This window comes from Bacillus sp. 3255 (genome assembly GCF_031456485.1).
In the GTDB taxonomy this organism is placed as follows: Bacteria; Bacillota; Bacilli; order Paenibacillales; family NBRC-103111; genus Paenibacillus_E.
The window spans coordinates 17,979-44,221 of sequence record NZ_JAVDUS010000013.1 but is presented as its reverse complement, the minus strand read 5'-3'; the positions used below and the strand labels follow the sequence as shown (position 1 = coordinate 44,221).

General features: G+C 52.4%; 20 protein-coding genes. 7 read left to right on the top strand and 13 right to left on the bottom strand.

What is annotated here, in order from left to right:
• Positions 1 to 138: 138 nt before the first annotated feature.
• A complete protein-coding gene (gene speD / locus J2X61_RS19695; RefSeq protein WP_274468215.1) occupies positions 139 to 951 on the bottom strand; it encodes an adenosylmethionine decarboxylase in 813 nt (270 codons plus the stop codon).
• Between the two features lie 120 nt (positions 952 to 1,071).
• The gene (locus J2X61_RS19690; RefSeq protein WP_310189952.1) at positions 1,072 to 3,300 is read right to left on the bottom strand and encodes a helix-turn-helix domain-containing protein; all 2,229 of its coding nucleotides are present in this window, start codon (positions 3,298 to 3,300) and stop codon (positions 1,072 to 1,074) included.
• Between the two features lie 343 nt (positions 3,301 to 3,643).
• On the opposite strand from J2X61_RS19690, the gene J2X61_RS19685 reads away from it, so the two are divergent.
• From J2X61_RS19685 to J2X61_RS19670, 4 genes are all read left to right on the top strand, one after another.
• Positions 3,644 to 4,609 (top strand): ABC transporter permease, encoded by a 966-nt coding sequence (locus tag J2X61_RS19685; RefSeq protein ID WP_396135469.1) that lies wholly within the window; start codon positions 3,644 to 3,646, stop codon positions 4,607 to 4,609.
• A gap of 29 nt (positions 4,610 to 4,638) precedes the next feature.
• Positions 4,639 to 5,508, top strand: a complete 870-nt coding sequence (locus tag J2X61_RS19680) for a carbohydrate ABC transporter permease (RefSeq protein ID WP_274468212.1) — start codon at positions 4,639 to 4,641, stop codon at positions 5,506 to 5,508.
• Between the two features lie 67 nt (positions 5,509 to 5,575).
• The gene (locus J2X61_RS19675; protein WP_274468211.1) at positions 5,576 to 7,102 is read left to right on the top strand and encodes an extracellular solute-binding protein; all 1,527 of its coding nucleotides are present in this window, start codon (positions 5,576 to 5,578) and stop codon (positions 7,100 to 7,102) included.
• Between the two features lie 117 nt (positions 7,103 to 7,219).
• Complete coding sequence (locus J2X61_RS19670) at positions 7,220 to 8,440, top strand: BNR-4 repeat-containing protein (protein ID WP_274468210.1); 1,221 nt, start codon at positions 7,220 to 7,222, stop codon at positions 8,438 to 8,440.
• A gap of 65 nt (positions 8,441 to 8,505) precedes the next feature.
• On the opposite strand, the gene J2X61_RS19665 is transcribed toward J2X61_RS19670, so the two are convergent.
• The 8 genes from J2X61_RS19665 to J2X61_RS19630 form a co-directional block, all read right to left on the bottom strand.
• The gene (locus J2X61_RS19665; protein ID WP_310189949.1) at positions 8,506 to 10,119 is read right to left on the bottom strand and encodes a TIM barrel protein; all 1,614 of its coding nucleotides are present in this window, start codon (positions 10,117 to 10,119) and stop codon (positions 8,506 to 8,508) included.
• A gap of 51 nt (positions 10,120 to 10,170) precedes the next feature.
• Positions 10,171 to 11,079 carry a Gfo/Idh/MocA family protein gene (locus J2X61_RS19660; RefSeq protein ID WP_310189947.1) on the bottom strand — a complete coding sequence of 303 codons (909 nt, stop codon included), beginning with the start codon at positions 11,077 to 11,079 and terminating at the stop codon, positions 10,171 to 10,173.
• A 14-nt stretch (positions 11,080 to 11,093) separates the two neighbouring features.
• Entirely contained in the window at positions 11,094 to 12,302 is a 1,209-nt protein-coding gene (locus J2X61_RS19655; protein ID WP_310189946.1) for an N-acetylglucosamine-6-phosphate deacetylase, read from the bottom strand.
• 66 nt (positions 12,303 to 12,368) lie between these two features.
• Complete coding sequence (locus J2X61_RS19650; RefSeq protein ID WP_310189944.1) at positions 12,369 to 13,397, bottom strand: Gfo/Idh/MocA family protein; 1,029 nt, start codon at positions 13,395 to 13,397, stop codon at positions 12,369 to 12,371.
• A gap of 42 nt (positions 13,398 to 13,439) precedes the next feature.
• Entirely contained in the window at positions 13,440 to 14,414 is a 975-nt protein-coding gene (locus tag J2X61_RS19645; RefSeq protein WP_274468205.1) for a Gfo/Idh/MocA family protein, read from the bottom strand.
• Positions 14,415 to 14,616: 202 nt separating this feature from the next.
• On the bottom strand, positions 14,617 to 15,483 hold the full coding sequence (locus J2X61_RS19640) for an AraC family transcriptional regulator (RefSeq protein WP_310189942.1): 867 nt from the start codon (positions 15,481 to 15,483) through the stop codon (positions 14,617 to 14,619).
• Positions 15,484 to 15,599: 116 nt separating this feature from the next.
• Positions 15,600 to 16,244 carry a response regulator transcription factor gene (locus J2X61_RS19635; RefSeq protein WP_274468203.1) on the bottom strand — a complete coding sequence of 215 codons (645 nt, stop codon included), beginning with the start codon at positions 16,242 to 16,244 and terminating at the stop codon, positions 15,600 to 15,602.
• Positions 16,245 to 16,270: 26 nt separating this feature from the next.
• Positions 16,271 to 18,448, bottom strand: coding sequence for a GAF domain-containing sensor histidine kinase (locus J2X61_RS19630; RefSeq protein WP_310189940.1), 2,178 nt, complete (start codon positions 18,446 to 18,448; stop codon positions 16,271 to 16,273).
• A gap of 224 nt (positions 18,449 to 18,672) precedes the next feature.
• Between J2X61_RS19630 and J2X61_RS19625 the strand changes: the two genes are divergently transcribed.
• Positions 18,673 to 19,248: a hypothetical protein gene (locus J2X61_RS19625; protein ID WP_274468201.1), complete on the top strand. Its 576-nt coding sequence runs from the start codon at positions 18,673 to 18,675 to the stop codon at positions 19,246 to 19,248.
• Positions 19,249 to 20,668: 1,420 nt separating this feature from the next.
• On the opposite strand, the gene uidA is transcribed toward J2X61_RS19625, so the two are convergent.
• Positions 20,669 to 22,480 (bottom strand): beta-glucuronidase, encoded by a 1,812-nt coding sequence (gene uidA, locus J2X61_RS19620; RefSeq protein WP_310189938.1) that lies wholly within the window; start codon positions 22,478 to 22,480, stop codon positions 20,669 to 20,671.
• A gap of 122 nt (positions 22,481 to 22,602) precedes the next feature.
• On the opposite strand from uidA, the gene J2X61_RS19615 reads away from it, so the two are divergent.
• Positions 22,603 to 23,814 (top strand): helix-turn-helix transcriptional regulator, encoded by a 1,212-nt coding sequence (locus J2X61_RS19615; RefSeq protein ID WP_274468199.1) that lies wholly within the window; start codon positions 22,603 to 22,605, stop codon positions 23,812 to 23,814.
• A 112-nt stretch (positions 23,815 to 23,926) separates the two neighbouring features.
• On the top strand, positions 23,927 to 24,355 hold the full coding sequence (locus J2X61_RS19610; protein WP_274468198.1) for a VOC family protein: 429 nt from the start codon (positions 23,927 to 23,929) through the stop codon (positions 24,353 to 24,355).
• Between the two features lie 77 nt (positions 24,356 to 24,432).
• On the opposite strand, the gene cls is transcribed toward J2X61_RS19610, so the two are convergent.
• Complete coding sequence (gene cls, locus J2X61_RS19605) at positions 24,433 to 25,887, bottom strand: cardiolipin synthase (RefSeq protein ID WP_274468197.1); 1,455 nt, start codon at positions 25,885 to 25,887, stop codon at positions 24,433 to 24,435.
• A gap of 110 nt (positions 25,888 to 25,997) precedes the next feature.
• Positions 25,998 to 26,192 carry a hypothetical protein gene (locus J2X61_RS19600; RefSeq protein WP_274468196.1) on the bottom strand — a complete coding sequence of 65 codons (195 nt, stop codon included), beginning with the start codon at positions 26,190 to 26,192 and terminating at the stop codon, positions 25,998 to 26,000.
• Positions 26,193 to 26,243 lie beyond the last annotated feature (51 nt).

The window sequence follows — 26,243 nt, the reverse complement described above, 5'->3', positions numbered from 1 at the left end:
TACTAAATCTGAAACTTATCATACGCTGCCTTCGACCGTTTGTCAATCCGGGTATTTGTCTTGAAATGCCAAAAAGCCCCAGGAATGATTTCCTGGAGGCCCTAGCTGTGTTACACCGTCCGATGCGACCGTACATATTCAAGTAAACACCATATTTTTCCCGTAAAAAATCTCATCCATCTCCCACTTCACGCTCTTCTCGATCTCCAGCTGCTCCTCTTTGCTCAGCGAATCTTTCGTATAGCCGAACAAATAATTGTTGAGATCAAACTCACGCAGCTTGCATTTGGTGTGGAAAATGTTTTCCTGATAGACGTTCACATCGATCATCTGATACAAGTCTTGGATATCGCTGGGGATATAGTTCTGGATCGAACTGATTTCGTGATCGATGAACAGCTTATGACCATTAATGTCGCGGGTGAAGCCCCTAACCCTATAATCCATCGTCAGAATGTCGTTATCGAAGGAGTGGATGAGGTAATTGAGCGCCTTCAGCGGAGATATTTCCCCGCAGGTGGAGACGTCGATGTCAGCCCTGAAGGTGCTGATGCCTTCATCCGGATGATATTCGGGATACGTATGCACCGTAATGTGGCTGGTGTTCAGATGCATGACGACGGCCTCCGGGAGAGGTCCGGGCGATTCCTCGAACGATTCGTTAGGCGCCTTCTCGATCGGCCCTTCCGAGACCAGCATCGTCACACTCGATCCCTGAGGCTCATAGTCCTGCTTGGCGATATTAAGAACATGCGCACCGATGATATCGGCTACGGATTTCAAGATAGCCGTCAACCGCTCAGCATTGTACTGCTGGTCGATGTAGGCAATATACGCTTCGCGCTCTTCCTTCGTCTTCGTAAAGCAAATGTCGTACATATTAAAACTTAACGATTTGGTCAAGTTATTAAACCCGTGGAGGGTAATCCGCTGCTCCGTCGTTAATTTCATATAAGCTCCCCCTTGCGTCTCATGATTTCTTGATGAACGGCTAGACTTATCATGTGATGCCGGAGGCGCTTCTATTCCATTATTCGGCAGATCGCAATAAAAAAAGAGCAGCTGCTGCTCCTACTCTTCCTCTTCCGTCCGCTTCTCCTTCCGGAATTCCCTGGGCGACACGCCTGTGAATTTCTTGAACATCCGGTTGAACGAATTAATATTCTGATAGCCTGCACGGGAAGCGACATCCTGAATGCGCAAATCCGTTTCCAGCAGCAGCTGCTGGGCTATGCCGACTCGAACTCCATTCACGTAATCAATGAAGTTTTCCCCTGTTTTCTCTTTGAAATACGTGGATAAGTATCCGCCGGTGATATGCAGATGTTCGGCCAAAATGTCCAAACTTATATCTTGAGTATAGTTGTTGGATACGTAGTCAAAAACAAAGTCGATGACAGGGTCGCCGTTCTTCTGATTCCTTCTAATTTCCTCGCAAGCGGCAACAAGCAGCTGGCTGAAAAATTTGCGGTAATGCTTCCCCGAGTAAAAGCTTTGCCCTGTATTGAGCCCGGAGATAATTGGCTGCAGCGCCCGTTCGTCTAAGCGCAGCGTATGGAACGACTTCCGCACCTTCTGAACGATATCGACCAGAAATTCTTGATACTGCAGCAAGGTTTCGCACTTGCGTTCCATAATGGCCAGCTGACGGTCAAGCAGATGCAGCAGCTCCTGCGTGTTGCCTGCAGCCAGATTGGAGTCGAACTGCTGTTCCTGTGCTGCCGTAAGCCGATGCATCGCCGGGCGGCCGTTCGGCTCACGAACGATTTGGGTATCCTCGTTAAGCTTGCGCTCCTTCAACAGCTTAACCGTCTGTTCATAAGCTACCGTGAAATCGAAAGACTGCGGATAGGCCGGTGATAGGGCAATCGTCAGGAAATAGAAATCGGCGTCATGAGCGACGACCTTCAGCAGCTCCGACAGATAAGCTTCGAATCGCTCATCGTCGATTTCGTTAATGACCGACAGCATCTGGAGGCTCTCCACCTGAATCGTTAACGATGCGGGGAATACTTGCAGCAAGCTATGATTGATATATGTATAAATGCTGTACGTTAAAGGTCCGGGCTCTTCTCTCATTTCCTCCCAGAACCTGTCCTTGTAGGTCACTTCATAGACGACGAATCGATATTCCTGTGTGGAAACGATGTCGACGCTTCCCCGCGATCCGCTGTAGATCTTCTTCAGCTTATTCAAGTAATCATAGGACATGAGCTGAATATTTTTCTGCGCGAGATCCGATTGGATCCGGGCGTTCGCTTGGAGCATATCGTCCAGCTTCTGACCGATCAGCTCGAATTCGCGGATATTGCTTTTGAACCGCAGATCCTCTCCGCCCGGCATCTGAAGCGAAGTGACAAGCCGCTTCACAGGGCGGTTAAAGCGTACGCTGAATAATACAGAAACGACGATGCTTACGATCAAGGCTAACACCAGCAGAACGATCAACGTCAAATTAAGCTTGGATACCTGCTCCGATATACTAGCCCCTGGAATGATATTTAAATAGGTGAAACCGCTATTCGCTCCGGTCTGATAGAAGTAATAGGTATTGTCGTGCAGGAAATACGTTTTGCCGGCAGGCAGATTCGGGAGATTCGTGCGGGCTGCCGCTCCGCCTGTAGCGAACAACAACTCGCCTTGTTTGTCCAGAATAACGAAATTGGAGTTGACCGACCGGTGGAACGCGTCGAACAGCTTGTCGGCATCCAGCATGGCCACGAGGTAGAAGTCATCGTTCTGCCAGTGCTTGACAATATACGGGATGAAGCGGCCCATGAACGTCGCATCCCCGGATTGATGGAAAGCATGCTCGTAGAACATCGACATGGGGAACAGCTTGGACGCGTACGTTTCATTGAACTGCTTCTGCCAAAAGGCATCCGGGTAATCCCGGCTGGCATAAAACTTCTCGAACATCGCCACCCTGTCGTTCGTTCCGTTCCTGCTGAGCGTCAATGAACCCTCTTTGAAAACGATGATCGCGTTGTCCACGTAGATGAGGGGATTCCCCACAACCTTAACGATTTCTTGTTTCACCCGATCCAGCAGCTCGAATCGAGCGTTCCCGCTAGCTTTCTGAAGCCGGTTCACATCATCATGGAAATATAGTGCGTACATCTGCTTTTGCACCAATTGAAAATGTTCCTCATACCGCTCGGAGGTAAAGCGAATATTTTGCGCGTTATAACGGATGATTTCATTGCGAATATTGTTTTGAAAAAACGTAAAGGACAAGTAGTTAAACGACATAAGAAGCACAATGACCGTAAGAAACCCTACCAGCAAACGAATGAGCAAGGAAGAAGTTCTGGATTGAAATCGCGTTATTAATCGTATCCTACCCACCTCCGGTTTAGATGCGCTGAACGATCGTTTCCTCCATCCGTCGCGGATAGCAGAAGTCTTACTTAAATAATACGGACAAACCTGCCACTTTGCAATTTCATTCTTTCACGAAAACTTAACATATTTACGGAATTCTTAGAAAGTGGGGACAATTCGGAAATGTCACGGATTACATCCCGCGTTAACGGTGTTATGCTTTTTCCAAGCAGCGGCAACAGCAGCCAAGATGCTCTGTTCGGCAAGGCCAGTGACAGCTCCAACATACCGCGAATAGGAAAGTGAGGGGTATATGCCAATGAATAAGTTAGACGCAGCCGGAGCCAAGTCGGATCTTCCCTTACCGGCCGTGTCCAGTCGAAGGCTCCTATGGAGGAAGATCGCAAGAAGCAAATATTTATTGCTCATGTTCTTGCCTTGTTTGCTGTACTATGTGCTATTTAAGTATTTACCCATGTTCGGTATCGTCATCTCCTTCAAAGACTATAACTTGTACAAGGGGATATGGAGCAGCAATTGGGTTGGCCTGAAGTATTACAACATGTTTTTTAACAGTCCCGATTTCTGGGTGCTGCTGCGAAACACATTTTTACTCGGGGTGAACAAGCTCATTTTCGGATTCCCCGCTCCCATCGTATTGGCTCTCCTGCTGAATGAGTTAAAACATATGCTATTCAAACGTTTCGTGCAAACGGTCAGTTATTTACCGCATTTCATCTCCAACGTCGTTGTGGCCGGTATGGTCGTCATGTTCCTCTCACCTTCGCAAGGCTTCGTTAATCAATTGATTCAATCTTTCGGCTTGGAACCGATCCACTTCATGGTGAAGCCGGAGCTCTTCCGATTCATCTATGTAAGCTCGGAAATATGGCAGCATATCGGCTGGGAAGCGATCATTTACTTGGCTGCGCTCTCTTCGATCGATCCTTCCCTCTATGAAGCCGCCGATATGGACGGCGCGAGCCGCTTCCGCAAGCTGTGGAATGTCACGCTGCCAGGAATCTCCACGACCATCATTATCCTATTCATCCTGAATGTCGGACGCGTGCTGGAGATCGGTTTCGAGAAAGTGTTCCTTCTCTATAACCCGGCGACTTATTCCACGGCCGACATCTTAAGCACTTACGTCTACCGTACGGGACTTGTCAGCGGCAACTTCAGCTACGCAGCTGCGATCGACATGTTCACCGGCGTCGTCTGCTTCCTCTTCATCTACACCACGAATGCGCTGAGCAAACGCTTCTCCGAAACAAGTCTCTGGTAGACCTTGCAGGCTAAGGAGGATATTCCATAATGAAGCTTTCGAAAATATCGTTGTTCTCCGTCATCAACGTCATCATCCTTCTAGGCGTCGTTGTGATGACCCTGTATCCGTTCATCTACATGGCCGCCGTTTCCCTCAGCAGCAACATTCATGTGCTCAAGGGCGATATTAGCTGGTATCCGAAAGGATTTACCCTCGACATGTATAAAGTAGTATTGAAAGATCCGCGCATCGGAACCGCCTACTGGAACACGATCGTTTACGTCGTAGTTGGTACGGCGATTTCTCTGGTCATCACTTCGCTCGGCGCTTATGCCCTGGCCAAACGGCACATGATATTCGGGCGCGGATTCACTCTGATGATCATTTTCACCCTATTTTTCAGCGGCGGGATGATTCCGACCTTTCTAGTGGTCAAAGAGCTTGGCGTGATGGACACGATATGGGGCATGGTGCTGCCTGGCGCAGTGGGCACCTGGAACTTGCTTATCATGCGTACATTCTTCTCCGCGATTCCGGCGGAGCTGGAGGAATCCGGTCAAATGGACGGATTGAGCGATATCGGCGTTTTCTTCCGGATCGTTCTTCCATTATCGCAAGCGGTATTCGCAACCATCGGCTTGTTCTACGCCGTAGGCTTATGGAATAACTTCTTGCTGCCTCTGCTTTATTTGCGGGATCAGGAGCTCTTCCCTCTGCAGGTCATCCTGCGCAACATCGTGCTTGCCGGCCAGATGAACCAAGCGGATACCACGGCGATCGGCGATGCGAACGTCGTCCTGGAAGAGCCTCTGAAATTCGCGACCATTATGGTTTCCACGGTTCCCATCCTCTTGGCCTACCCGTTCCTGCAGAAGTATTTCGTGAAAGGCGTGATGATTGGGGCGGTCAAGTCGTAGCTATACATAGCAACTGAGCATCCAAGTCTAGGGGAAATGAATAATAACAAAGAGGAGAGATTCAAGCATGATGAAGAAATGGAGTATGTCACTTGGAACGCTCGCAATTTGCACTTCATTATTAGTCGCTTGCTCAGGAACGACCCCCCCGGCGGCGTCGCCAGACGCTGCAGGCTCAGCGAATCCCGCCCCTGCGGAGAAGACGAAACATACGTTTACCATGCTTTTGGAGAGTCATCCGAATTGGCCTTATAACAAGGACTGGGTGGTCTGGAAGTGGATTGAAGAGAAGACAGGCGCCACTTTCAATGTCCAGCTGCCTTCGGGCGAGCTCAAGGACACGATTAATCTGAATGTCGCTTCAGGCAATATGCCGGACATTACCTTCTTCAACCCTCGCGCGGACGCCGATAAATTCGGCCAGCAAGGCGTTCTCGTTAACATTCTCGACTATAAAGACGTCATGCCGAATTTAACCGCTTGGTTAAAGAAATTCCCGGAAATTGCGAAAGCTTCTTTGGCCGCAGACGGTAAAATGTATATGCTTCCGAACGAAGGATTCGGCGAAACGAACCGGATTATCTGGATGTACAGGGAAGATATTTTCAAGAAGCACGGACTGAATCCCCCAACGAACTATGAAGAGCTCATTACGGTCGGCAAAAAACTGAAGGAGCTGTACCCGAACAGCTACCCTTTCTCGTTCCGAAGCGGAGCGAATCTCGGCATCCTGAACTTTACTTCCGCACAGTTCGGTACGACGAACGGCTTATTCCAGGATGAGAAAACAGGCAAGGTGCGTTACGGCCCTATCGAGAACGAGTACAAATCGATGATCGAATTCTTCCAGCGCATGCAGAAAGAAGGCTTGATTCCGCCGGATTGGCTCACATTCAACGTGCAGCAATGGCAGAATGCCGTATCGAACGATCAAACGTTCATGATCCTCGATTACATCGGACGGTTGGACTTATTTAATATCCCGATGAAGAAGACGAATCCGAGCTTTAACCTCGCCTTCATGACACCTCCGGAAGGAGTGCCCGGCTTTAAGGTGAACCCGTATACGCACATTCTCGAAACAGGGATGACCTTCTCCTCCAAATCGAAGAATGTGAAGGAAGCCCTGAAAGCCTTCGACTGGTTCTACAGCGAAGAGGGCAAGCAAATTCTGAGCTGGGGCAAGGGCGACGAAGTGTACACCACGGAGAACGGGCAAAAGAAATTGCGTCCTGAATATTTGGATGTGACCGATGTCCGCAAAAAAACAGGGCTGGCAACGAACGGCGCCTATACTTGGTTCGATTATGACGCCCATCTCATTCCCGCCACACCGGAGCAGCGGAATGCCTACGAATTGGCTCGCAAGCACGATAGCGTTTATCGCGTGAGACCTCAGTACATTGAAAGCGAACTGTCGAATGTCTCCCTGCTCCAAGCGGCTGTGGACAAACACCGCAATGAACAAATTACGAAATTCATTCTCGGCCAACGCAGCATGAGCGAATGGGATCAATATGTGGCCGAGGCCAAGAAGCTGGGCGTCGATGAATTGATGAAAATTACACAAACCGCTTACGACAGACTTAAGTAATGCCCGGATGAACGCCTTGCGGGGAGCGACTGCTTCCTGCATGGCGTTCTGTACCTTTCCGGCTCAAACCATCGGTATTGACTTCCATACGACGAATGATTGATAAGGAGATCCGTGATGACCATTCAATTAACTTCAATTCAGGAATTCACCTCTGACGGAGCTTGGTGTTTCTTCGCCGACCCGCGCGCCCTCTACTACGAGGGACGGCACCGACGCACGTACGCCGGCTGGTTAAGCAGCGCCGGCGATGTGTGGATCGGTTGTTTCGACCATACGCTGGGCACTAACCGATCGTTCTTGATTCGTCCGGCGCTGCAGCAGGACGATCATGCCAATCCTTCGCTGTATATCGATGACGCTGGGCACATCACGATTTTCTATTCCGCGCACAACGGGGATTCGATGTACTACCGCAGGACACAACTACCGGAAGACTTATCCTCCTTCGGAGCGGAGCAGACGCTGCCGGCGAATACGAGCGGGCATTACGGCTACACGTATCCAACCCCGGTCTATCTGGCGGCTGAAAGGCAGCTCTATCTGTTCTGGCGGGGAGGCAACTTCAAGCCGAATTTCAGCGTGACCTCCGACTTGGAGCTGAACGCGTGGTCTCCGGTGCGCACCTTGATCATGGACAAGGGGCAGCGGCCTTATATTCGTTACGCATCCAACGGCAGGGATACGATTCACTTCGCTTGCACCGACGGACATCCGAACGTTGAGCCTTCTAATAGTATCTATTACGCCCGTTATGCGAAAGGCGCCGTCTACCGTGCGGATGCTACGTTGGTCAAGCAAATGGCGGATTTACCGCTCGAAATAGCCGAACTCGAAATCGTTTTTGACGGTAAGGCGGCAGGCCGTAACGCCTGGATATGGGATATCGCGCACGATGAGCAAGGAAATCCCGTCATCGTCTATGCCGTATTCAACTCCCTCGAAGATCACCGTTATTATTACAGCCGTTGGGCTGGCGGGAGATGGGTGACGAATGAGCTGACGGCCGCCGGACGCTGGTTTCCCCGAACGCCGCAGGGTGCCGTCGAGACGGAGCCTTATTATTCCGGCGGCATCATTCTCGATCACGGCGACCCGTCCGTTGTCTTCCTCTCCCGCGAAGTGAACGGAGTTTTCGAAATCGAGCGGTGGCAAACGGAGGATCTTGGCGCCACCTGGTCTTCAGCTCCCGTCACAGCCAGCTCCCCGTGTCACCAAGTGCGGCCGTTCCTCACCCGTGGCGGTCGTGACGGACACACGCTGCTCTTCTGGATGAGCGGAGAGTATGTGCACTACACGAAGTACAGAACCTCATTGCGGTGCAGCATGCCGGAGTAGCTAACAACGTGCCAAGAGGGTGTCGCCCAGCCGTAATCACGGCTCAAGCGACACCCTCTTGGTTGTTATTGCACCGAACCGTAAGCATCCAGGTCTGTGAACAACGTACAGTCCGGATGTGTCCGCAGGATGGAAGCCGGACAAGCTACCGCCAGAGGTCCGTGCAGCGTCTGGCTAACCGCATCGCGCTTGTTCGGCCCCGGGACGATGCAGAACAAGTGCGCTCCGGACATCATCGTCGGAATCGTCAAGGTGAGCGCATGCGTAGGCACAGCGTCAAAGTCCGGGAAGCAGCCGTCATTGACCTGCTGCTGCCGGCATGCCGCGTCCAGTTCGACCGGCTTCATCATCCGCTCATCCGCGAAATCGGCGACCGGCGGATCATTGAACGCGATATGACCGTTCTCTCCTATGCCGAGGCAAATGACATCGATCGGCGCTTCCGCGAGGAGCTCGCTGTAACGGCGGCATTCCTGCTCGATTTCCGTCGCGCTTCGGATCAGATGCACCTCACCCGGATGAACGAGATCGAACAAGCGATCGGTGAGGAAGCGGCTGAATTTCTGCGGCGCATCGTCCGGCAATCCGATATATTCGTCCATATGGAAGGCAGTAATGCGCGACCAATCGATGCCCTGCTGCTGGACGAGCTCCGCCAGGAATTCGTTCTGTGACGGGGCGGCAGCAAAGATGATCCGCACGTTCTCCTTCCGCGACTGCAGCTCCTTGATCTTCGCCGCTGCCGCCTCCGCCGCAGCGGCCCCCATCCCCCGGCGATTCTCGTACACTTTCACGTTGAGGTGGCCCGCTCTCTCCTCTTGGACCGTTCGATGGTTCAACAGCCTTCGAAGTCCTTCCAGCGACTTCTTCGTTCCGTCCATTTTACTTCCGCCTGGCGGTATGTAATGCGTCTCGATCACGTACAGCCCTTGATAGCCCTGAGCCTCCAGGTCGAGAATTTGCCGCAGATAAGGCACTCGACCCGAGCCGATCGGAACGCAGACGGGGTTGCCCATGCTGTCGATGAAAGCATCCTTCAGATGAACATGGGCCAACAAATCTTTGACCTCGTTGTACACCTTGGGATATGACCAATATACGCCTAATGCTTCATTGCCGGGGTCCCACAATGCTTTCAAACCGGGAGAGCCGATCTCGCGAACGAACCATGCCACTTCGGATGCATAGCCGCCATTGCAAGATCCTTCATTCTCCAGCAGCAGAGTCACACCATGCCGCTCCGCGACAGCTGCAGCCTTCTTCAGATGATCGGCGACTTCATTCGCATATTGTGCGGGATTGCTCTCCCGCCAGAATGAAAAGATGCGGATATAGCTGGTGCCGAGCTTCCTGGCAATGTCAATGACCCGCTCGAGCTTGGCGAAATGCGCTTCTACGCTCTCCTCCGCCTGCCCGAACCGGTCGCCGGAGGCGACGGATCGGGAGGGATCGAGGGCGCATTTGAACAACGGAGAAGCCAATGCGGATATGCGCAACCCGCGCTTGGCGGCTTCCGTCCGAACGCGCTCCACCTGCTCATCATTCAGGTTCGCCGCATTGACGCCGTCCACCGTGCGAATTTCCACGTACTTTAAACCCTCGGCTCTTATCCAGTCCAGCGCTTCTATGAAATCATCGCTGACCTCATCGCTAATGACGCCAAGTCGGTCCTCTATCATCTCTTGTTCGCTCCTTTACATTTGCGTTATAGCCGGCAGATGGCCATACGGCTACAGCAGGACGGTATTGCCGGTGGTCCGGCTCTCGTTGGCCGCTTCCAGGAAACGGATAATCTCGACCGTTTCCTGCGGATCGATCCCTGGAGTTCCCGTTTGGAACATGCGCATGGCGTCTTCCAAAAGTCCCGCGTAGACAGGCTTCTCAGACAGACTGCCGTCAACGAACCGGGTGATGTTCTCGCGATGAATGACCGCACCGAACGTTTTGTTCCCTCTGCGGTTCCCGCGAATCGTCCCGATTCGGCCATCCTGCCAAATGCCGACTACCAATTCGTAGTCTTCATTCGTGGAGGCCGTCACCTGGACGCAGCCTTGGCCCAGTATACGGTACAGCATCTCCGCCGCATGAATCCCATACCAGAACAGCCCGGGCTGCGTAGGTTGTATGTCCATGGGGCCGTAACTGTCAGCCCCGATAATCGGCGACGCTTCCTCTGCAAGCGCGTCAACGAGCCCTTGCTCATAGCGCAGCGAGGATGCGCTCATGAGCGGCACGCGGTATTCGGCGGCCAGCCGCACCATTTCTTGGGCATCCGCCGTCGTCACGGCGAACGGCTTGTCGATGAATACCGGCTTGCCGGAAGGGGCAATACGGCGGAACTGGTCCAAATGCACGCGTCCGTCCACCGACGTCAGCAGGATCGCATCCGACCGTTCCGCGACAGCCTCCGGCGAATCTACGAGCTCGACACCGTACTCATCGCGTAACGTGCTTGTGAACTTTGCCAGCCGCGACCAGCTCAATTCGAAATCAGGCGAACCGCCGGCATACGCAGCGGTTACCTTCCCCCCTGGAACATGATAGGCATGGGCAGGGTCATTCAGCAGCTTCGCAAAGGCGAGACAGTGCGAGGTATCTAAACCGATCATACCGATAGTTAACTCGTTCTGTGCAGTCATGCTCAACATCCTCTCTATTCGTTCGTTGTATTCGTTGGCGGTACAGCTGAAGCAGCGGTGTAAACCGGCTTGCCCGACTTATAAGTGCTGAGCAAGCGCAATGAACCGTCCTCCTTGGACTCGAACAGTACGAAATCCGCCGGAGCGCCGTGCTCAAGCCCCTGGGCTGCAGGCAGACCCACTATCGCAGATGGCCGCACCGACGCCATATCCCAAGCGTCAGCCAAGCTGCTCAAGCCATTCTTAACAAGATGCTGAATGCCCCAGAGCATCATTTGGGCGGAGCCGGCCAGCATGTTGGGATTATCCGCCAGATGCAGCTTGCCGCTCGGAGCAAGCACGACTTCGCCGCCAATATGCGTGGTGTACGTGCCCGGCTGAAGTCCGCTCAAATATACGGCATCGCTGACAAGAATCGCCTTATCGCCTTTCACCTTCATGAACACTTTCAACACCGATTCCGGCAAATGAAAGCCGTCGGCAATCATGCAGGCCCATAGCTGATCAGCGGCTAACTGCTCCCAAATATAGTTCGGATGCCGGGGCAGCATCAGATGAGCGGCGTTGCCCAGGTGCGTGGACATCTGCGCACCGGCGGCAATAGCGGCGCGGATCTGCTCAGGCGAGGCATTCGTATGCCCGATCGATACGATCACCCCGCTTGCGGCGCACTGCTGGATGAACAAGTCCGCCTCCGGCCATTCCGGCGACATGGTAACGATCGCAATCCGCCCTTCCGCAGCTTCCTGCCAGCGCTGAAACAGCTCCCAGTCCGGAGCTTTCACATACGCCTTGCCGTGCGCGCCTCGCGGTCCGTCCTCCGGAGAAATAAACGGCCCTTCGAGATGAATGCCGCGAATGCAGCTGCGGGTCAGCGGATCGATGCGGCAAGCTTCGGATATGGCGCCGAGTATTTGCTCGATCGGGCCATCCGCATTCGTGATCAAGGTCGGATAATACGAAGTGACTCCTTCGCGCCAGAGCGCATGCGTCAGCTCAATCACCGTTTCCATGGCAAGCGGTGATTGATTGAAGTCCATGCCAAGGTATCCGTTGATTTGCAAATCAACGAGCCCGGGGGCAATCCAAGGCAGCTTCTCTACTTGCCCTTGAGAATCATATGGTGAAGAGTCCGCCATTTGAATTTCTTGCAGGCAGCCTTCGGATGCGGTTACTTCGATTATAGCGCCTGTACGGTAATGTCTGCCAACAATCGGATCCATATGGATAGCCGTCCTCCTTCGGGCGATGCCAGATCAAGCCAGATCAAGCCTCCACCTGCTCGCCGTCTAGTTCAATGTAATCTCTTTCCCCGTGCGCGCCGACTCATAGATCGCGAGAATCAAGTCGACAGCCTTCCTGCCTTCTTCCCCCGATACCAAAGGATCCCTGTTCTCCCGAATCGCCTGGATCAAATCGTCGACCAGAATGAAATGACCGTCGTTCGCAATTTGCGCGGGATCGCTGCTTGCGCTCACTCTTGGTACGACTTGAGGCATCGCTTCCTCATGATCCGCAAACTTCCATTGCTTGAAGCCCGAATCGTCAAAGATGATCGTTCCTTTCTCGCCATGCAGCTCAAAACGGGTTTCTTGTCCGGGATAAACGGACGTCGTTCCCTGAATGACGCCGAAGGCTCCACTCTTATATTTCACGACAGCTACAGCCGTATCCTCCACTTCGATCTCGCGCACAAGCGCGGAAGAGTATGCAAACACGGAGTGCACATCGCCCATCAGCCATTGAATCAAATCAATGCCGTGCACGCCTTGATTCATCAAAGCGCCGCCGCCGTCGATCGCCCAGGTGCCGCGCCAGCCTGCGCTTTTGTAGTACTGCGGGCTGCGGTAGCTTTTCTGATAGGCGTCCCCCAGCACCAGCTTCCCAAGCTTGCCCGATTCGATCGCCTGCTTCGCGACGATGGACGCTTCAGTTACGCGGCGCTGGAATACGCAGCCAAGCTTGACATCCGCTTGGCGGCATGCGGAGATCATTCTCGTCATGCTGTCCGCCGTAATATCGAGCGGTTTCTCGACTAATACATGCTTGCCCGCTTCGGCTGCGGCAATGACTACCTCGGCATGATAGCCGCTTGGAACGGCAACCGTAATCGCGTCGATGTCGTCCCGCTTCAGCAGTTCCTGATAATCCCGATAAACGTAAGGAATGGAGAAATCTTCGGCAAGCTTGTTGGCTTTATCCGGCTCAACGTCCGCAACGGCCACCAGCTCGGCTTCCGAATTACCTGCAATCGCTTTGGCATGGGAAGGAGCGATAACGCCCGCGCCGATGACGGCAAATCTCACTTTTTTATCCATTTCATTCATCCTCCTGAATCGGTATGATAACGAACGGTGGGTTTACACCCGAACAACCTGCTCGGTTCCTGTCCTACTAGAAGCGTACACGCTCTCTATGACGGAGATGACGGACTTGGAGTAGGCGCCTGAACAATCCGGTATATGATTATTTGTTATTGCCTCCATGAGATCCAACAATTGCATGGCCAGCGGTTGACCCGCCGGCTCCAAAGGCACTTGCACATATCCCCCGTTGCGGCTGATGGCAAGCCCCTTACCTGTTTCCAGCTTGAGCATTCCCTTGGTGAAGATAATCTCCGTTTCATTGCGCGACACACCTGGATATCCGGATTGCGCGATTGTCGCCCGAACGCCTGAAGAGGTCTCCAGCCAGATGACGCCGCTGCCCTCCACATCGAAGCGGTCATCCAGATAGCTGACGGAAGCCCTCACCTTGGTCACCCGGCTCTGCGTCATCCATTGAATTTTATCAATGGAATGCGATCCCAGATTCGTTATGATGCCTCCGCCGGATTTCCGCTTCTCCAGAAACCAGGCCGGCCTGTCTTCTCTCAAATAGTGAACATGCCGCGTATCGAGAATCATCACAAGTTGTCCGAGTTCGCCGCTCTCGATGATCCGTTTGGCCTCCCTGTTCTCGGGAAAATAGTGCTGGGTATGGCCGACCATCAGCTTAACGCCATACCGGTCTGCAGCCGCTATAATTTCATCGCACTCCGCCGTATTCAGCGCCATCGGCTTCTCAAGCAGCAGATGTACGCCATGCTCCGCACAGTGGATCGCCGCCTCCTTATGCAGGAAATGCGGCAGCGCGATGACCGCAATGTCCGGCTTCTCCTGCTGCAGCATCACCTGGTAATCCGAGTAAGCGCGAATGCCGAATTGCTCGGCTGCAGCCTGGGCGAGAGATGGATTAAGCTCGGCAACCGCTACGGCTTCCAGTCCCTCAACCGCAGCGGCTGCCTCCAAATGTTTCATGCCGATTGCGCCTGCTCCAATAACGGCCAGCTTCATGCCCGCAATCCCTCCTTTGTGCGTTGATGCTGGTACAGATCAACTTAAGCCTAACTATAGACGCGCTTGCGGCGCATTCCAATCCGCAGTAATTCGGATAATGCACATAATTATGGATTATTCGCAAAACAGTGAAACATTCGCAAAACCGACTAAAGCCTTTAACAGCCGTTCCGGCTGCCAAAGGCTTCGTTCATTGCGTTTATTTTTTGACGACCGGGATCCAGATCTCGCTCTTGAACGTCGGCGATGACGTGTCTTTATGCTCGTTCCAGAGAATCTCGGGTCCGTTGACCTGCTCGTAACCGGATGACGGGAACCATTCGCTGTAGATGCGGCCCCACACGTTTTGCAGCGTCTCGGGGAAAGGACCGACGGCTTCGAATACGGCCCAGGTGCCTGCCGGAACTTCAATCACTGCCCATGGCTCCGGAACATCCGAGGTTGTCGCTGCGCCGATATAATGATCGAGCTCCCCCTTCTCTTGCATGCGTTCCTCGCTGAAATTCACCGATGCGCTGATTAATCCTTTCGGCGAAATGTTGGACAGCTGCTTGAGCTGAACGATGTTCTCCTCAGTCAAGCTCCCCCACATGGCGGCTATCTCAGGGTTCACCCCTTCGAAAACAATCGGTACCCTTCGCATGATGCCGGCAATTCGAAAAGCTTCTTTCTCTTCCAAACGGTAATTCATAGCGTCTCCTCCCTTAACGGTCAATTGAAATGTCATTCGAGGGTAGGCTTTAAGCGGTTGTCCATGCATCCTTGCTTCGGACGGGGTAATCCCGTGCAGACTTTGAAACGCGCGAGTAAACGCGTCCGGCGAGCTGTACCCGTACTTGATCGCAACATCGATGACCTTCGTCTGGCTTTGGCTCAGCTCAAAGGCAGCCAGCGTCAATCGTCTGCGGCGAATATATTCGGCCAGCGGTATCCCGGCAAGGAAAGTGAACATCCGTTTAAAATGGAACTCCGAGCATAACGCCAATCTGGCTGCTTCTTGAACGTCAACGTCTTCCGTCAACTGAAGTTCGATATAATTCAAAGCGCGATTCCAATGCTCCAGCATGATCCGGCTAACCTCCCTCTTAATTCAAAATAACAAAACCGGCGGGATCACGTCCGACTTTCTGTGCACGTTTCGGCAGGATGCCAAAAAGCCAGCGATCGCTGGCCTTCCCTTCCTTATTCCCCTTCCCGAAATTCCTTCAGCAGCCGGCTTGCTTCATTACGGTCGACGACTTGCAGCTTGTTCAAAATCATCGACACGTTGTTGGCGACGGTTTTGGCGCTAATATGCAGACGCGCTCCGATCTGTGCATTCGTATCGCCTTCGGCGATCCGTTCCAGTATCTCCATCTCCCGCTTGGAGAGCTCGGAAAGCGCCGGATGCTCCGCTGCCTGGAGGGCTTTGGGCGAGGAGAAGAAATGCATCATGCGCGATGCAATGTCCGAACTGAATACCGCTCCGCCATTTCCAACGATTCGAATGGACTGCAGCAGCTCCAATTCGTCGGCATCTTTAAGCACGTAGCCTTTGGCACCTACGCGCATAGCCGTGAAGACGGATTGATCATCGCGAAACATCGTCAAGATGAGCACCTGAATGTGCGGGAACTTCTCTTTGACCAGCCGCGTCGCCTCAATTCCGTTCAGCCCCGGCATTCGAATATCCATTAGAATGATATCCGGCTGACACTGCTCCGCAAGCCGCAGCACCTCATCCCCGGAAGCCGCTTCACCCACCACTTCCAAATCGTCCGTCGTTTTAATTAAATTCCGCACGCCGCTGCGAAAGATCGGGTGGTCGTCTGCAATCATTATTTTCATCGCTATTGTTCTGCTCCTCATCTTGGCTATTTTTCACTGACTGGCAGCGGCAGAATGGCTAATACCCTCGTTCCGCCGGACGCCGGACGCTCTATCGTACATTGGCCGCCTAATTCGGCCGCTCGCTCCTTGATCGATACGAGTCCGATGCCGCCTTTGCCGCCAACGGCGGCATGGGCCGGCGGAGCACCGGACGGCTTACCGTTATCGGCGATTTCCACCTGCAGCTGATTGGAATCGGACACTTCCAGCCTCACGGCACAAGTGGTCGCTTGGGCATGCTTCACAACATTCACCAAGGATTCCGTCACGATCCTGTACACCGCTACTTCCACGGCGGCTGGCAGAGGGGGCAGCGGCTGCGGAGCATACAGCTGAATGCGCAGCGGCTCTGTTCCTTCTTCACCCGCTAACATGGCTGCGGGCTTGGTCAAAAGCGTGATCCGTTCCTGTATAGCCCCGATCAACCCAAGTTCATCGAGCGTAGGCGGCCGCAAATCATGAACTAGCGTGCGAATATCGTCCACCGTCGAGCGGATGACTTTACGCAGATCCACCAGCATCTCGATGGCTACCTCCGGCTGCTTCTCTACATAGATCTGAGCCGTCGCGGCATTCAGCGCGAGCGCGGCCAGCTTCGGAGCCAGATCGTCGTGCAGATTTTTGCGGATTTGCCGCCTTTCTTCTTCCCGCGCGAGCACAAGCTTCTCCCTGGACTCTTGCAAATCTTGGGCCAGCAGCTTCATGCCCTGCGTCATTTGCCAATTCTCCACGATCGGTCCCGCTTGCCTCAGCAGCACATCCAGGAATTTGTTATCTTCCGACGTGAATAACTCGCCGGACGAACGGCTGGCGATTTGCAGCGTCCCCAACTCCTCGCCGCGATGAATGATCGGCATAACATGGAGCTCGTGCATCGGCTCGCCGGCCGACACGACGAGCGTGTCCTGACCGCCGACACCGGCATAAATCGCTGTGTAGGGCAGACGCATCGCATTCTTCACCGTGAAGACGACGGCGTTCAGCATGGCTTCCGGCGCCTGGGGCTGAATCAGCAGATTCCCGAGCTCAAGCAGGACGGCGTACGGATCGTCGTGACGGCCTTTCATCATGCGGTTGATCTGTTTCTGCAGCCATTCCTTCAAAGGGGCGAAGGCTACGGCTACAACGGCCGTTGCCAGTAAGGAGACTATATAATCCTTGCCCGTTTGGAAGAGCTGTCCCAAATAAAGAACCGTCAACGTATAGATGAGCACAACACATACCGACAGGGATCCGTATACGAGCGTTCGATTCACGAGCGGATCGATATTCCATAACCTTTGCCGTAACACAGCCAACATCAGGGTGATAGGAATGGCCGTCAATGACAAGTTCAGAAATGCATTTAAATACACATACGTCATGGCGGATCCATCATTCATATTCGGGTTAAAAAAAGCGCTCATGCCGATAAACCCGACAATTCCGACCGACGCCCCGTAGACGACCCATTTGGTTTGCTGTCTTTCAGCCGCTGACGCCACATGGCGAAACCGGTAAACCTGCGAATAAATCAAAATCAGCGTGGAGGATCCATACCACAGAAACTGAATGACCGCGGGGATATGAAACGTCTCCCACATGTTCCCTTGATATAAGAGCGAGATGCTGTTCACAATCATAATCATGACAAAAACATACCGCGTCCATTTGGGCACGAACCTGCCGTCCGGAAAAAGCAATAAAAACAAGGACAAAGATGCCCAGCTTATCATGGATACGAAGAGAAACCAATAATAAGTAAACATATTATCATTCGATGCTACCATAACCAGCGCCGGAAACGTGGTGCCGAAAGATACCATAGCAACAACGGCCAGCAGGCCCATCGGTTCCCGGAAGCCCTTCCACAATATAATCGCCGATGTCACGTAGAAGGCTAGTGTGAACAAGCTGTCGATCATCACAAAAATGAGCGCAAACTGCTCCAGGGTTAGTCCCTCCGCGGGCACCGGCATGGCCGGGACCAATCTTCCACAGCCTTGCAAAATACATGAATCTACTAATGAATTGTAATAGTCTGGGATCGCTGCTATGAACAGCACGGCTGTCAACGCGCTGAAGCTTAGCACCAGCCATTGAGCCGTCCGGATCTTCCAAGTTGTGGTTAGCCGGGGCGATACCCCATCCTGACTCCCTGCTTTCGTATACTCTGTAAACATGGTGGCACCGCCATTCTAAACTTTCTTTTTACTATTATAGCTTGCCTGGCGGACCTCTGAATACAGTCTGATGCGAAATTCCCGGCGCTTTCCCGACCGTTCCCGATATGGTTCTGGCACAGCTTCCCGAAAATCAGGAATGGGCTGCTCTAGGAACCGTGATGACCTCCCCTGTATGCTAAGTACATGAGCAGCACACAAACAGATTTGGAGGATGATTAACAATGAATGAAGGGTTATTGGTCAAATGGTTTGGGGTTATTTGTATACTGGCAGGTGTATTCCGCATGGGGATGACGCCGGCGTCGCTGATTTGGGGGACGGACAGCACGCAAGAACTGACTACAGGCTTAATCGCATGCGTACTGATGTCGGTGGGGTCCATCGTACTTTACATGGTTCAATCCAGAGAAACAGGCGTCATCGGCATGATTACGATTCTTGCAATCATCGTGGGCAATATTTTGACAACGGCCATGCTCTGGTCCCAATTTGCCGCAGGCGGCGCTAACGCCGTTCAACCGGAGGGGTTGCTGGTCAATATTACCCGGATGTTCGGGATGATCGGCTTTATGGGCGGCACGCTCGTGTTTATGGTTGTGACTTACATGGCCAAAGTGTTTCCTCGTTGGATCCCCGCACTGATTCTTCTGATGATCTTATCCATGTTCCTGCCTATTGAGGATAACAAATATTTCGCCTTCTTCTGGGGCCTGACTTACGTCGGCATGGGGTACTGCATTATGGCGAAAAAGCTTCGCCATTCGAAGACGCTTTCGTCGAACAGCTATTCGGCATAAGGAGGTGCGGCTCGGGGGCGGCTGGCGGGAGAGCTTTCGGCGCAGCATGGGCGACACTGCAGGAGAGCAGAGCTTGCGGCGCAGCTTGGGCGACACCGCAGGAGAGCAGAGCTTGCGCTGCTAGCTCTGGTTCGGTCCGTTCAGCCCAATCGGCGCGGGCTAACGGACACAGGAGCTGTTATTCGGCTGTTTTCGGCCGAAATGTTGATCTAACGGACACACGTACCGCTATTTGCCCGAAATCCGTGCGATTTCGCACCGGTTCCGGCAAATAGGGTCTCTGGTGTCCGTTAGATTTTTTCGCTCGCGCTTGAGATACATTTAACGGCTGTGGTGTCCGTTAGATTTCGCGAAGCGCGATTGCTGCCTCGGCGGCCTGCCAGCGCCGCCAGAGAGCTTGGGCGCGGCTTGGGCCGCCGCCGGTAGTCGAGCTAACGGACACACGTGCCACTATTTGCCCGGAATCCGTCGATTTCGCAATCCCCAGTTTACGGCAGCAAGAAAGCGGGATTCGAAGATATAACAGGGCCGCTATTGGAGCAATAATCAGCTTCCGGCTCCGAACAGTGGTTGATGTAAATGATGCGTGCGTTCAATGTTATTGAGAGCTTGTGTGGCAGGTAGTGCTGATTACTTGGAGTAGCTAGATTAGTGGGCGCGTCTATGTGACGTAGCGAGTGGTGTAGGATGTCATATCCGGTTAAGAGGAATTCATCTGTTAATTTTACCGAAATGAACGTTGTAGCGGAATTACTGGAATGTCTCCCGTTAATCAGCCGCCATGCCCCTGTAAACAGGCATTTTCGGCTGAAATAACGTGAAAATTTCCAGTTAGTGCAGCTAGAAGGCGGAACCTTGGAGATATTAGCGGGAGAATATCCCGCTATTCGCAAAAAGGAGCAGCTGCTACCGGAGCAATAATCAGCTGACGGCTCCGAACAGTGGTTGATGTAAATGATGCGTGCGTTCAATGTTATTGAGTGCTTGTTTGGCAGGTAGTGATGACTACTTGGAGTAGTTAGACTAGTCGGGCGCGTTGACGAGACATCAGAGATTCGTGCGAAATAACTTGACACCTATTCCGGAAAATTAGGTCTCGGGTGTACGCTCGTGCATGCACGCACTTAACGGATGTGGTGTCCTCGATTGCTGCCTCAGCCTCCTGTCGCCGACGCCGGGAGAGCTTGCGCCGCAAGCTCCACATCCGGTCCGTCAAGCCGGCTGACGGCTAACGGACACAGGAGCTCTTATTCGGCCATTTTCGGCCGAAATAGAAATCTAACGGACACACGTACCGCTATTCGACCGAAATCCGTGCGATTTCGCACCGATTCCGGCAAATTGAGTCTCTGGTGTCCGTTAGATTTCTACAACCGCGCTTGTCACGCATTTAACGGCTCTGGTGTCCGTTAGATTTGGCTTATCTCTCCATTGGGCTATTTTTGTACCCGAAATCAGGGATAGACTGCCATCTTTTCCGCAATTCATGTGCCGCATATTTCGGCTTGCGGTCCCGCGTGAATATGCCTTTCTTATTCCCTTGCACACGAATAACCCCTTGGCTCGTATTGAAATCGGCAAAATTCCACACCTGCTCGCCAACAAAGCTGGCGAATTCATCGAAAACCTCATGATTCGCCTGCAAGTAGGCAGCCTGGAACTCTTCGGTGAACATCACAGGGTCCACATCGTGGAAGCCCGCAACGGTGTCGGCGCCATATTCGGTCATCATGACCGGTTTGCCTGGACAGCGCTTGCCCCAGCCGGTTAATTCAGCGCGAAGCTTATGTTTGGCAGCCTCCAGATCACCGCTTTGCACGTACCAGCCATAGTAGCGGTTAAGCGCCAGCACATCGACCATCTCCGCTACTTTGCACGTTTCCGGAGTAGACATCAGATGAGTCACAATGGTCACCGGGCGCCGCTGAGGATCAAGCTCCTTGGCCAGCTCGACCAGCGGCTTAAAGTAAACATCCGCCCCCTCCTCCTCGGAAGCAGGCTCGTTGGCGATGGACCACATCACGACGCAGGCGTGGTTCTTATCTCGGGCGATCAGCTCGCGAATCACTTGCCGATGAGGCTCATGCGTTGTCAGTTCTTCCCACGTTTTGCGCTTCGTTCCGCCCCCGAACATTCCCATGAAGTTCAGATGCAGCCCAACTGCCGGCGTTTCGTCAATAACGACGAGCCCTTCTTGGTCAGCCAACCGCATCAATTCTTCCGAGTATGGATAATGCGCCGTCCGGAACGAATTGGCGCCAATCCACTTCATTAATCGGAAGTCGAGCACGTTCGCCGCCTCGTCGAAGCCTCTTCCATGAATCGGCGTGTCCTCGTGCTTACCGAAGCCTTTGAAATAGAAGGGTTGATCGTTAATGAGAAATTTGCCGTCCTTGACCTCTACGGTTCGAATGCCGAAAGGCTGCCGATAAACATCAACCACTTGACCGCCTTGGATAAGTTCTATCTTCAAAGTGTACAAGTACGCGTTCAACGGCTGCCAGAGCTGCGCGTTCGCCACTTCAATCGTCCCCTCGGCACCGCTGGCTTCCCCAACGGCTTGACCGTCTTGGTCGAGGATCATCGCCTTAAGTTCCGCCTCGCCGACAATTTCCGCCGAATAATGGACAATGCCCGCCTGCGCATTCAAGCCCGTCACGATCGTCACGTCTTTTAAGTACGTGTGCGGTGTCGTATATATTTTGACAGGCCTATGAATGCCCGCGTAGTTAAAGAAATCGAAATTCGGGCTGTTCTTGGCGACCCGGCCGCGTCCCGGAAGCTCTTGCTCGCTATAGTGCCCGACAGGCAGCGTCGATTCATCCACGATATTGTTAACAGCAACCGTTAACCGGTTATATCCCGAATTCAAATACGAATGAATCTCCGCTTCGAAAGGCGTGAACCCCCCTGTATGCTCGACCACAAGGTTCCCGTTCACATAGACACGGGCTTTATGCGTTGCGGAGCCGAACCGAAGGACGATGCGTTCCGAGAACAGCAGGTTCTGCACCGCGAAGTCTCGCTCATACCACACCCAGCCGACATGATTGCGTATGTCTGCCGTCACGCCGACATCATTGAAGGAAGCAGGCACAGCCATAGATATCGTGTCCTTCAGAGGCGACTCGTGCCATGATTCTTGAAAGCCCTTTCCAAAATCCAGTTTAAACTTCCAAATGCCGTTTAGATCAATAACGCCCCTTGACTCCGTTACAATTGGATATAACATCGGTCATTTCTCCTTTTTCTCGTTTTCAACCCCAACAAATAAGATTATACTGAGATTCAATGAATAAAAATAGAAGTCAGTTAGCGTTATTAGGACAATATTAACACCAAGGAGAAATTATTATGCTTATGCAGCCCCTCCACCTTTCCGCCATCTCCATGTCCATTTTTCATTTGACCGATATCAATACGGTCATTCTCAATCATCACGGAGCCGCATCGCTCCAACACGAGCATGATCATCTGCCGGATTTCTTGAAGGAAGGGCAGCTGGCGAATCTTCGCTCTCTCGGTGCGCAGGCGGCCAAACAGTCCGACACCGTCTGCAAGCTGACGAATGAATGGGGATTAACTTATTTGGCCAAGGCGCTGCATCAGGAGGGAGAGCCGGCGATATGTCTCGTTGTCGGCCCATTCTTATTGCAGGTTCCGGATGTCAACCAGCTGCATGCGACCTATCGAATGGATCAGCCGAAGCGTATTGAGCTCGAAGCGTTCTACCGGGGGTTAAAATTAATCAGCTTGGCCAAAGTGCAGAGCCTGGCCAACATCTTGGCCAACTTGGACTCCTTCGCTCAAGCCCGGATTCAAGAACTGGCGCCGGAACAGCATCCAGAGGCGGCTCTGCAGGAACACCAGCTGCTGCTGCAGCCCGATGAGGAGTACATCGATCTCATCGATCTGCGCTACCAAATCGAACAAGAGATGATGCGTGCCGTACAGCATGGCGATGCGGAACAGCTGCAGCAAGTCCGGGCGAAGATGAGAAACCTGTACGACTTCTCCGATAGGTTTCCGAACCAGCCCGTAAGAGCTCTGCGGAATGCGATTATCATTTTGAATACCTTGCTGCGCATTGCAGCGAGAAACGCCGGCGTCCAGCCCTTCTATCTGCACCAAATTTCAGAGAAATTCGCCAAACGAATCGAGCGGTCCGATACGATCGAATCACTGAATAAACTGATGACGTCCATGTTCAACGACTATTGTTCGCTGGTCCGCTCCCAAGCGGTCAATGGGTTCTCACCTTTAATCCGGAAAGCCGTCCAATACGTATCGCTCCACTCTAACAAGCTGCTGAATTTGGAAGAGCTGGCCGATGCTTGCCGCGTGCATCCGGCACATCTATCACGGCAGTTCAAGAAGGAAACGGGATCAACGATTACGGATTTTCAGCAGCATGTCCGCATCAAGGAGGCCAAATATTTGTTGAAACAGGGCGGCATACCGGTCAAGGCGGTTGCCGAGAAGGTCGGATTTGACGATGCCGGCTATTTCGCGAGAGTTTTCAAGAAGCTGGCCGGCATGACCCCTTCCGAATTTCAGAAAAGCTGACCATTGACGCCACGATACGATAAATTCATATTTCATAAATTGAATAATGGACAAGCAAAATGATACAATATGGAAGTAATTGTGAATGATCAATTGACGAGGAGTGATTGGTTTGTCTTTAGATTTTTACTTGAATTTCAACGGAAATTGTCGTGAAGCGGTGGAATATTACGCGGAAGTATTCGGCTGTGAAACGCCGAAAATAATGACTTTTGGCGATACGCCTTCCGATCCGAATTACCCGCTCCCGGAAGAAGCCAAGTCCCTGGTCATGCACGCGAGACTCACCATTAGCGGCAGCAATGTCATGTTCTCGGACGTATTCCCAGGCATGCCTTTCGTTGCAGGAAACAACATTTCCATCTCACTCATCAGTACGAATCTGGAAGAAATTCATTCGGCCTTCGACAAGCTCAAAGTAGGCGGCAAAATCGTAATGGAACTGCAAGAAACGTTCTGGAGCAAAGCCTACGGCAGTCTGGAAGACAAATTCGGCATTCACTGGCAATTCAATTACGACAACGGCGAAACGGTCTATTAAAACTCAATCGAATCCATGAATAAAAGAAGATCACGCTCTTTCCCTTCGCAGGAGAGATCACGTGATCTTTTTTACGCTTACAAAATGGGGGATATTAATTTCGAGACGGATTCCAGGAACCGGATTCGCAGAGAGCGCTTTTCATATTCCTCCAGCGTCAATTCCATGCATCCTTCCATGTCTTTCCAGAACGTATTCTCCAGCCGCTTCGCCGTCGGTTCATGGTACATCAGCGCATTCGTCTCGAAATTAAGCCGCAAGGAGCGGATGTCGAAGTTCGCGGTGCCGACCGATGCGACTTTGCCGTCCACGACAATTGTTTTGGCATGCAGGAATCCGTAATCGTACAGGTAACATTTGACCCCGGCCTGCAGCAGCTCCCCGACATAATATAACGACGCCCAATGAACAAACAGATGATCCGCTTTCTGAGGAATCATGATCCGCACGTCGACGCCGGATAAGGCCGCGATCCGCAGCGCATTCAGCATGCTTTCTTCGGGAATGAAGTACGGCGTTTGCAGCAGGATCCGGCTCTTCGCCATATGGATCATTTTGAGAAACGTATAGACGAAGTGCGGCCAAGCTTCGTTCGGACCGCTCGCCACGATTTGCATCGGCACCCGCTCCGCTCCATCGGCATGCTCGAGCGCCGGAAAATACGGCATCTCCGTTTCTACCGGAGTCGCCGCGGCCAAATTCCAATCAAGGAAGAACCGGGATTGCAAGGCGCGAACGACGCTTCCCGTCAAACGGAGATGGGTATCGCGCCAGAAGCCGAATCGGGGATCCATCCCGAGATACTCATTACCCACATTGAAGCCGCCGATATAGCCGATCTTCCCGTCAATGACCACCAGCTTCCGATGGTTGCGGTAGTTGACCCGGTAGTTCAAATACGGAATCCGCGAAGGGAAGAAGGCGGCTCTCTGTCCGCCGGCTTGAAGGAACTCGCGAAAGAACGAATCTTTGAGCGAGCGCGAACCGATATCGTCGTACAGCAATCTGACGGTCACGCCTTCGCGCGCTTTCTTCGTCAGCGCTTGCATCACTCTTTGCCCGAGCGAATCATTTTTCACAATATAATACTGCATATGAATGTGATGCTGCGCCGCTTCGATGTGCATCAGCAGATCGTTGAATTTCGTGATCCCGTCCGTAAAAATATGGACATTGTTATCCTGTGTGATAAAGGCATTGTTGGAGGCGACATTCAAATAAATCAAGTCCCGGTATTGTTCGACCATCGGATCCAGATAAGTCATTGTACCGTTCATCAGCGACTCCCGCTGCTCGGAGATAAGCTTCTGAACACGCTCCAGCATGCGTTTGTTCCACTTGTAGAGCTTGCGGCGGCTCAAATTTTGCCCGAAAATGACATAAAGCAAGAAACCCAGAATCGGTATGAATAACAGGACCATCAGCCAAGACCATGTCGCGGCCACGTTCCGGCGTTCCAGGAATACAACCGTAAGAGCAAGCAAAATATTAATGATAAATAAGACCGTTAATGCATGTGAGAACAAATCCATAGCGCCACTCCCAACCTTTGATGTCAGCGGATCAGGAATATTATACCTTATTTCGGCAAAATTCGAAAAAACCTCTTATTCATATGCCGAATAAGAGGTTTATGCTTAGGCTATGCCGCTTTTTTAATAAGACAAAGCTTTCTCAGATAGTACACGCCGCCTACTTTAATGACGTCTTCCGAATACGCTTCTATACAAGTCCCCGCGTCTTCCATTTCATCGTCAAACCACACCTCAACCGGTGTTTGAAAGAGCATGCACAGATACATATCCGCATCCGTTAAGATCACGTTTGTCGGGTTCATGCTGCACTGCTGCCTCCCCTGCCGAATTTCACCTGACATTATTTTATCGTC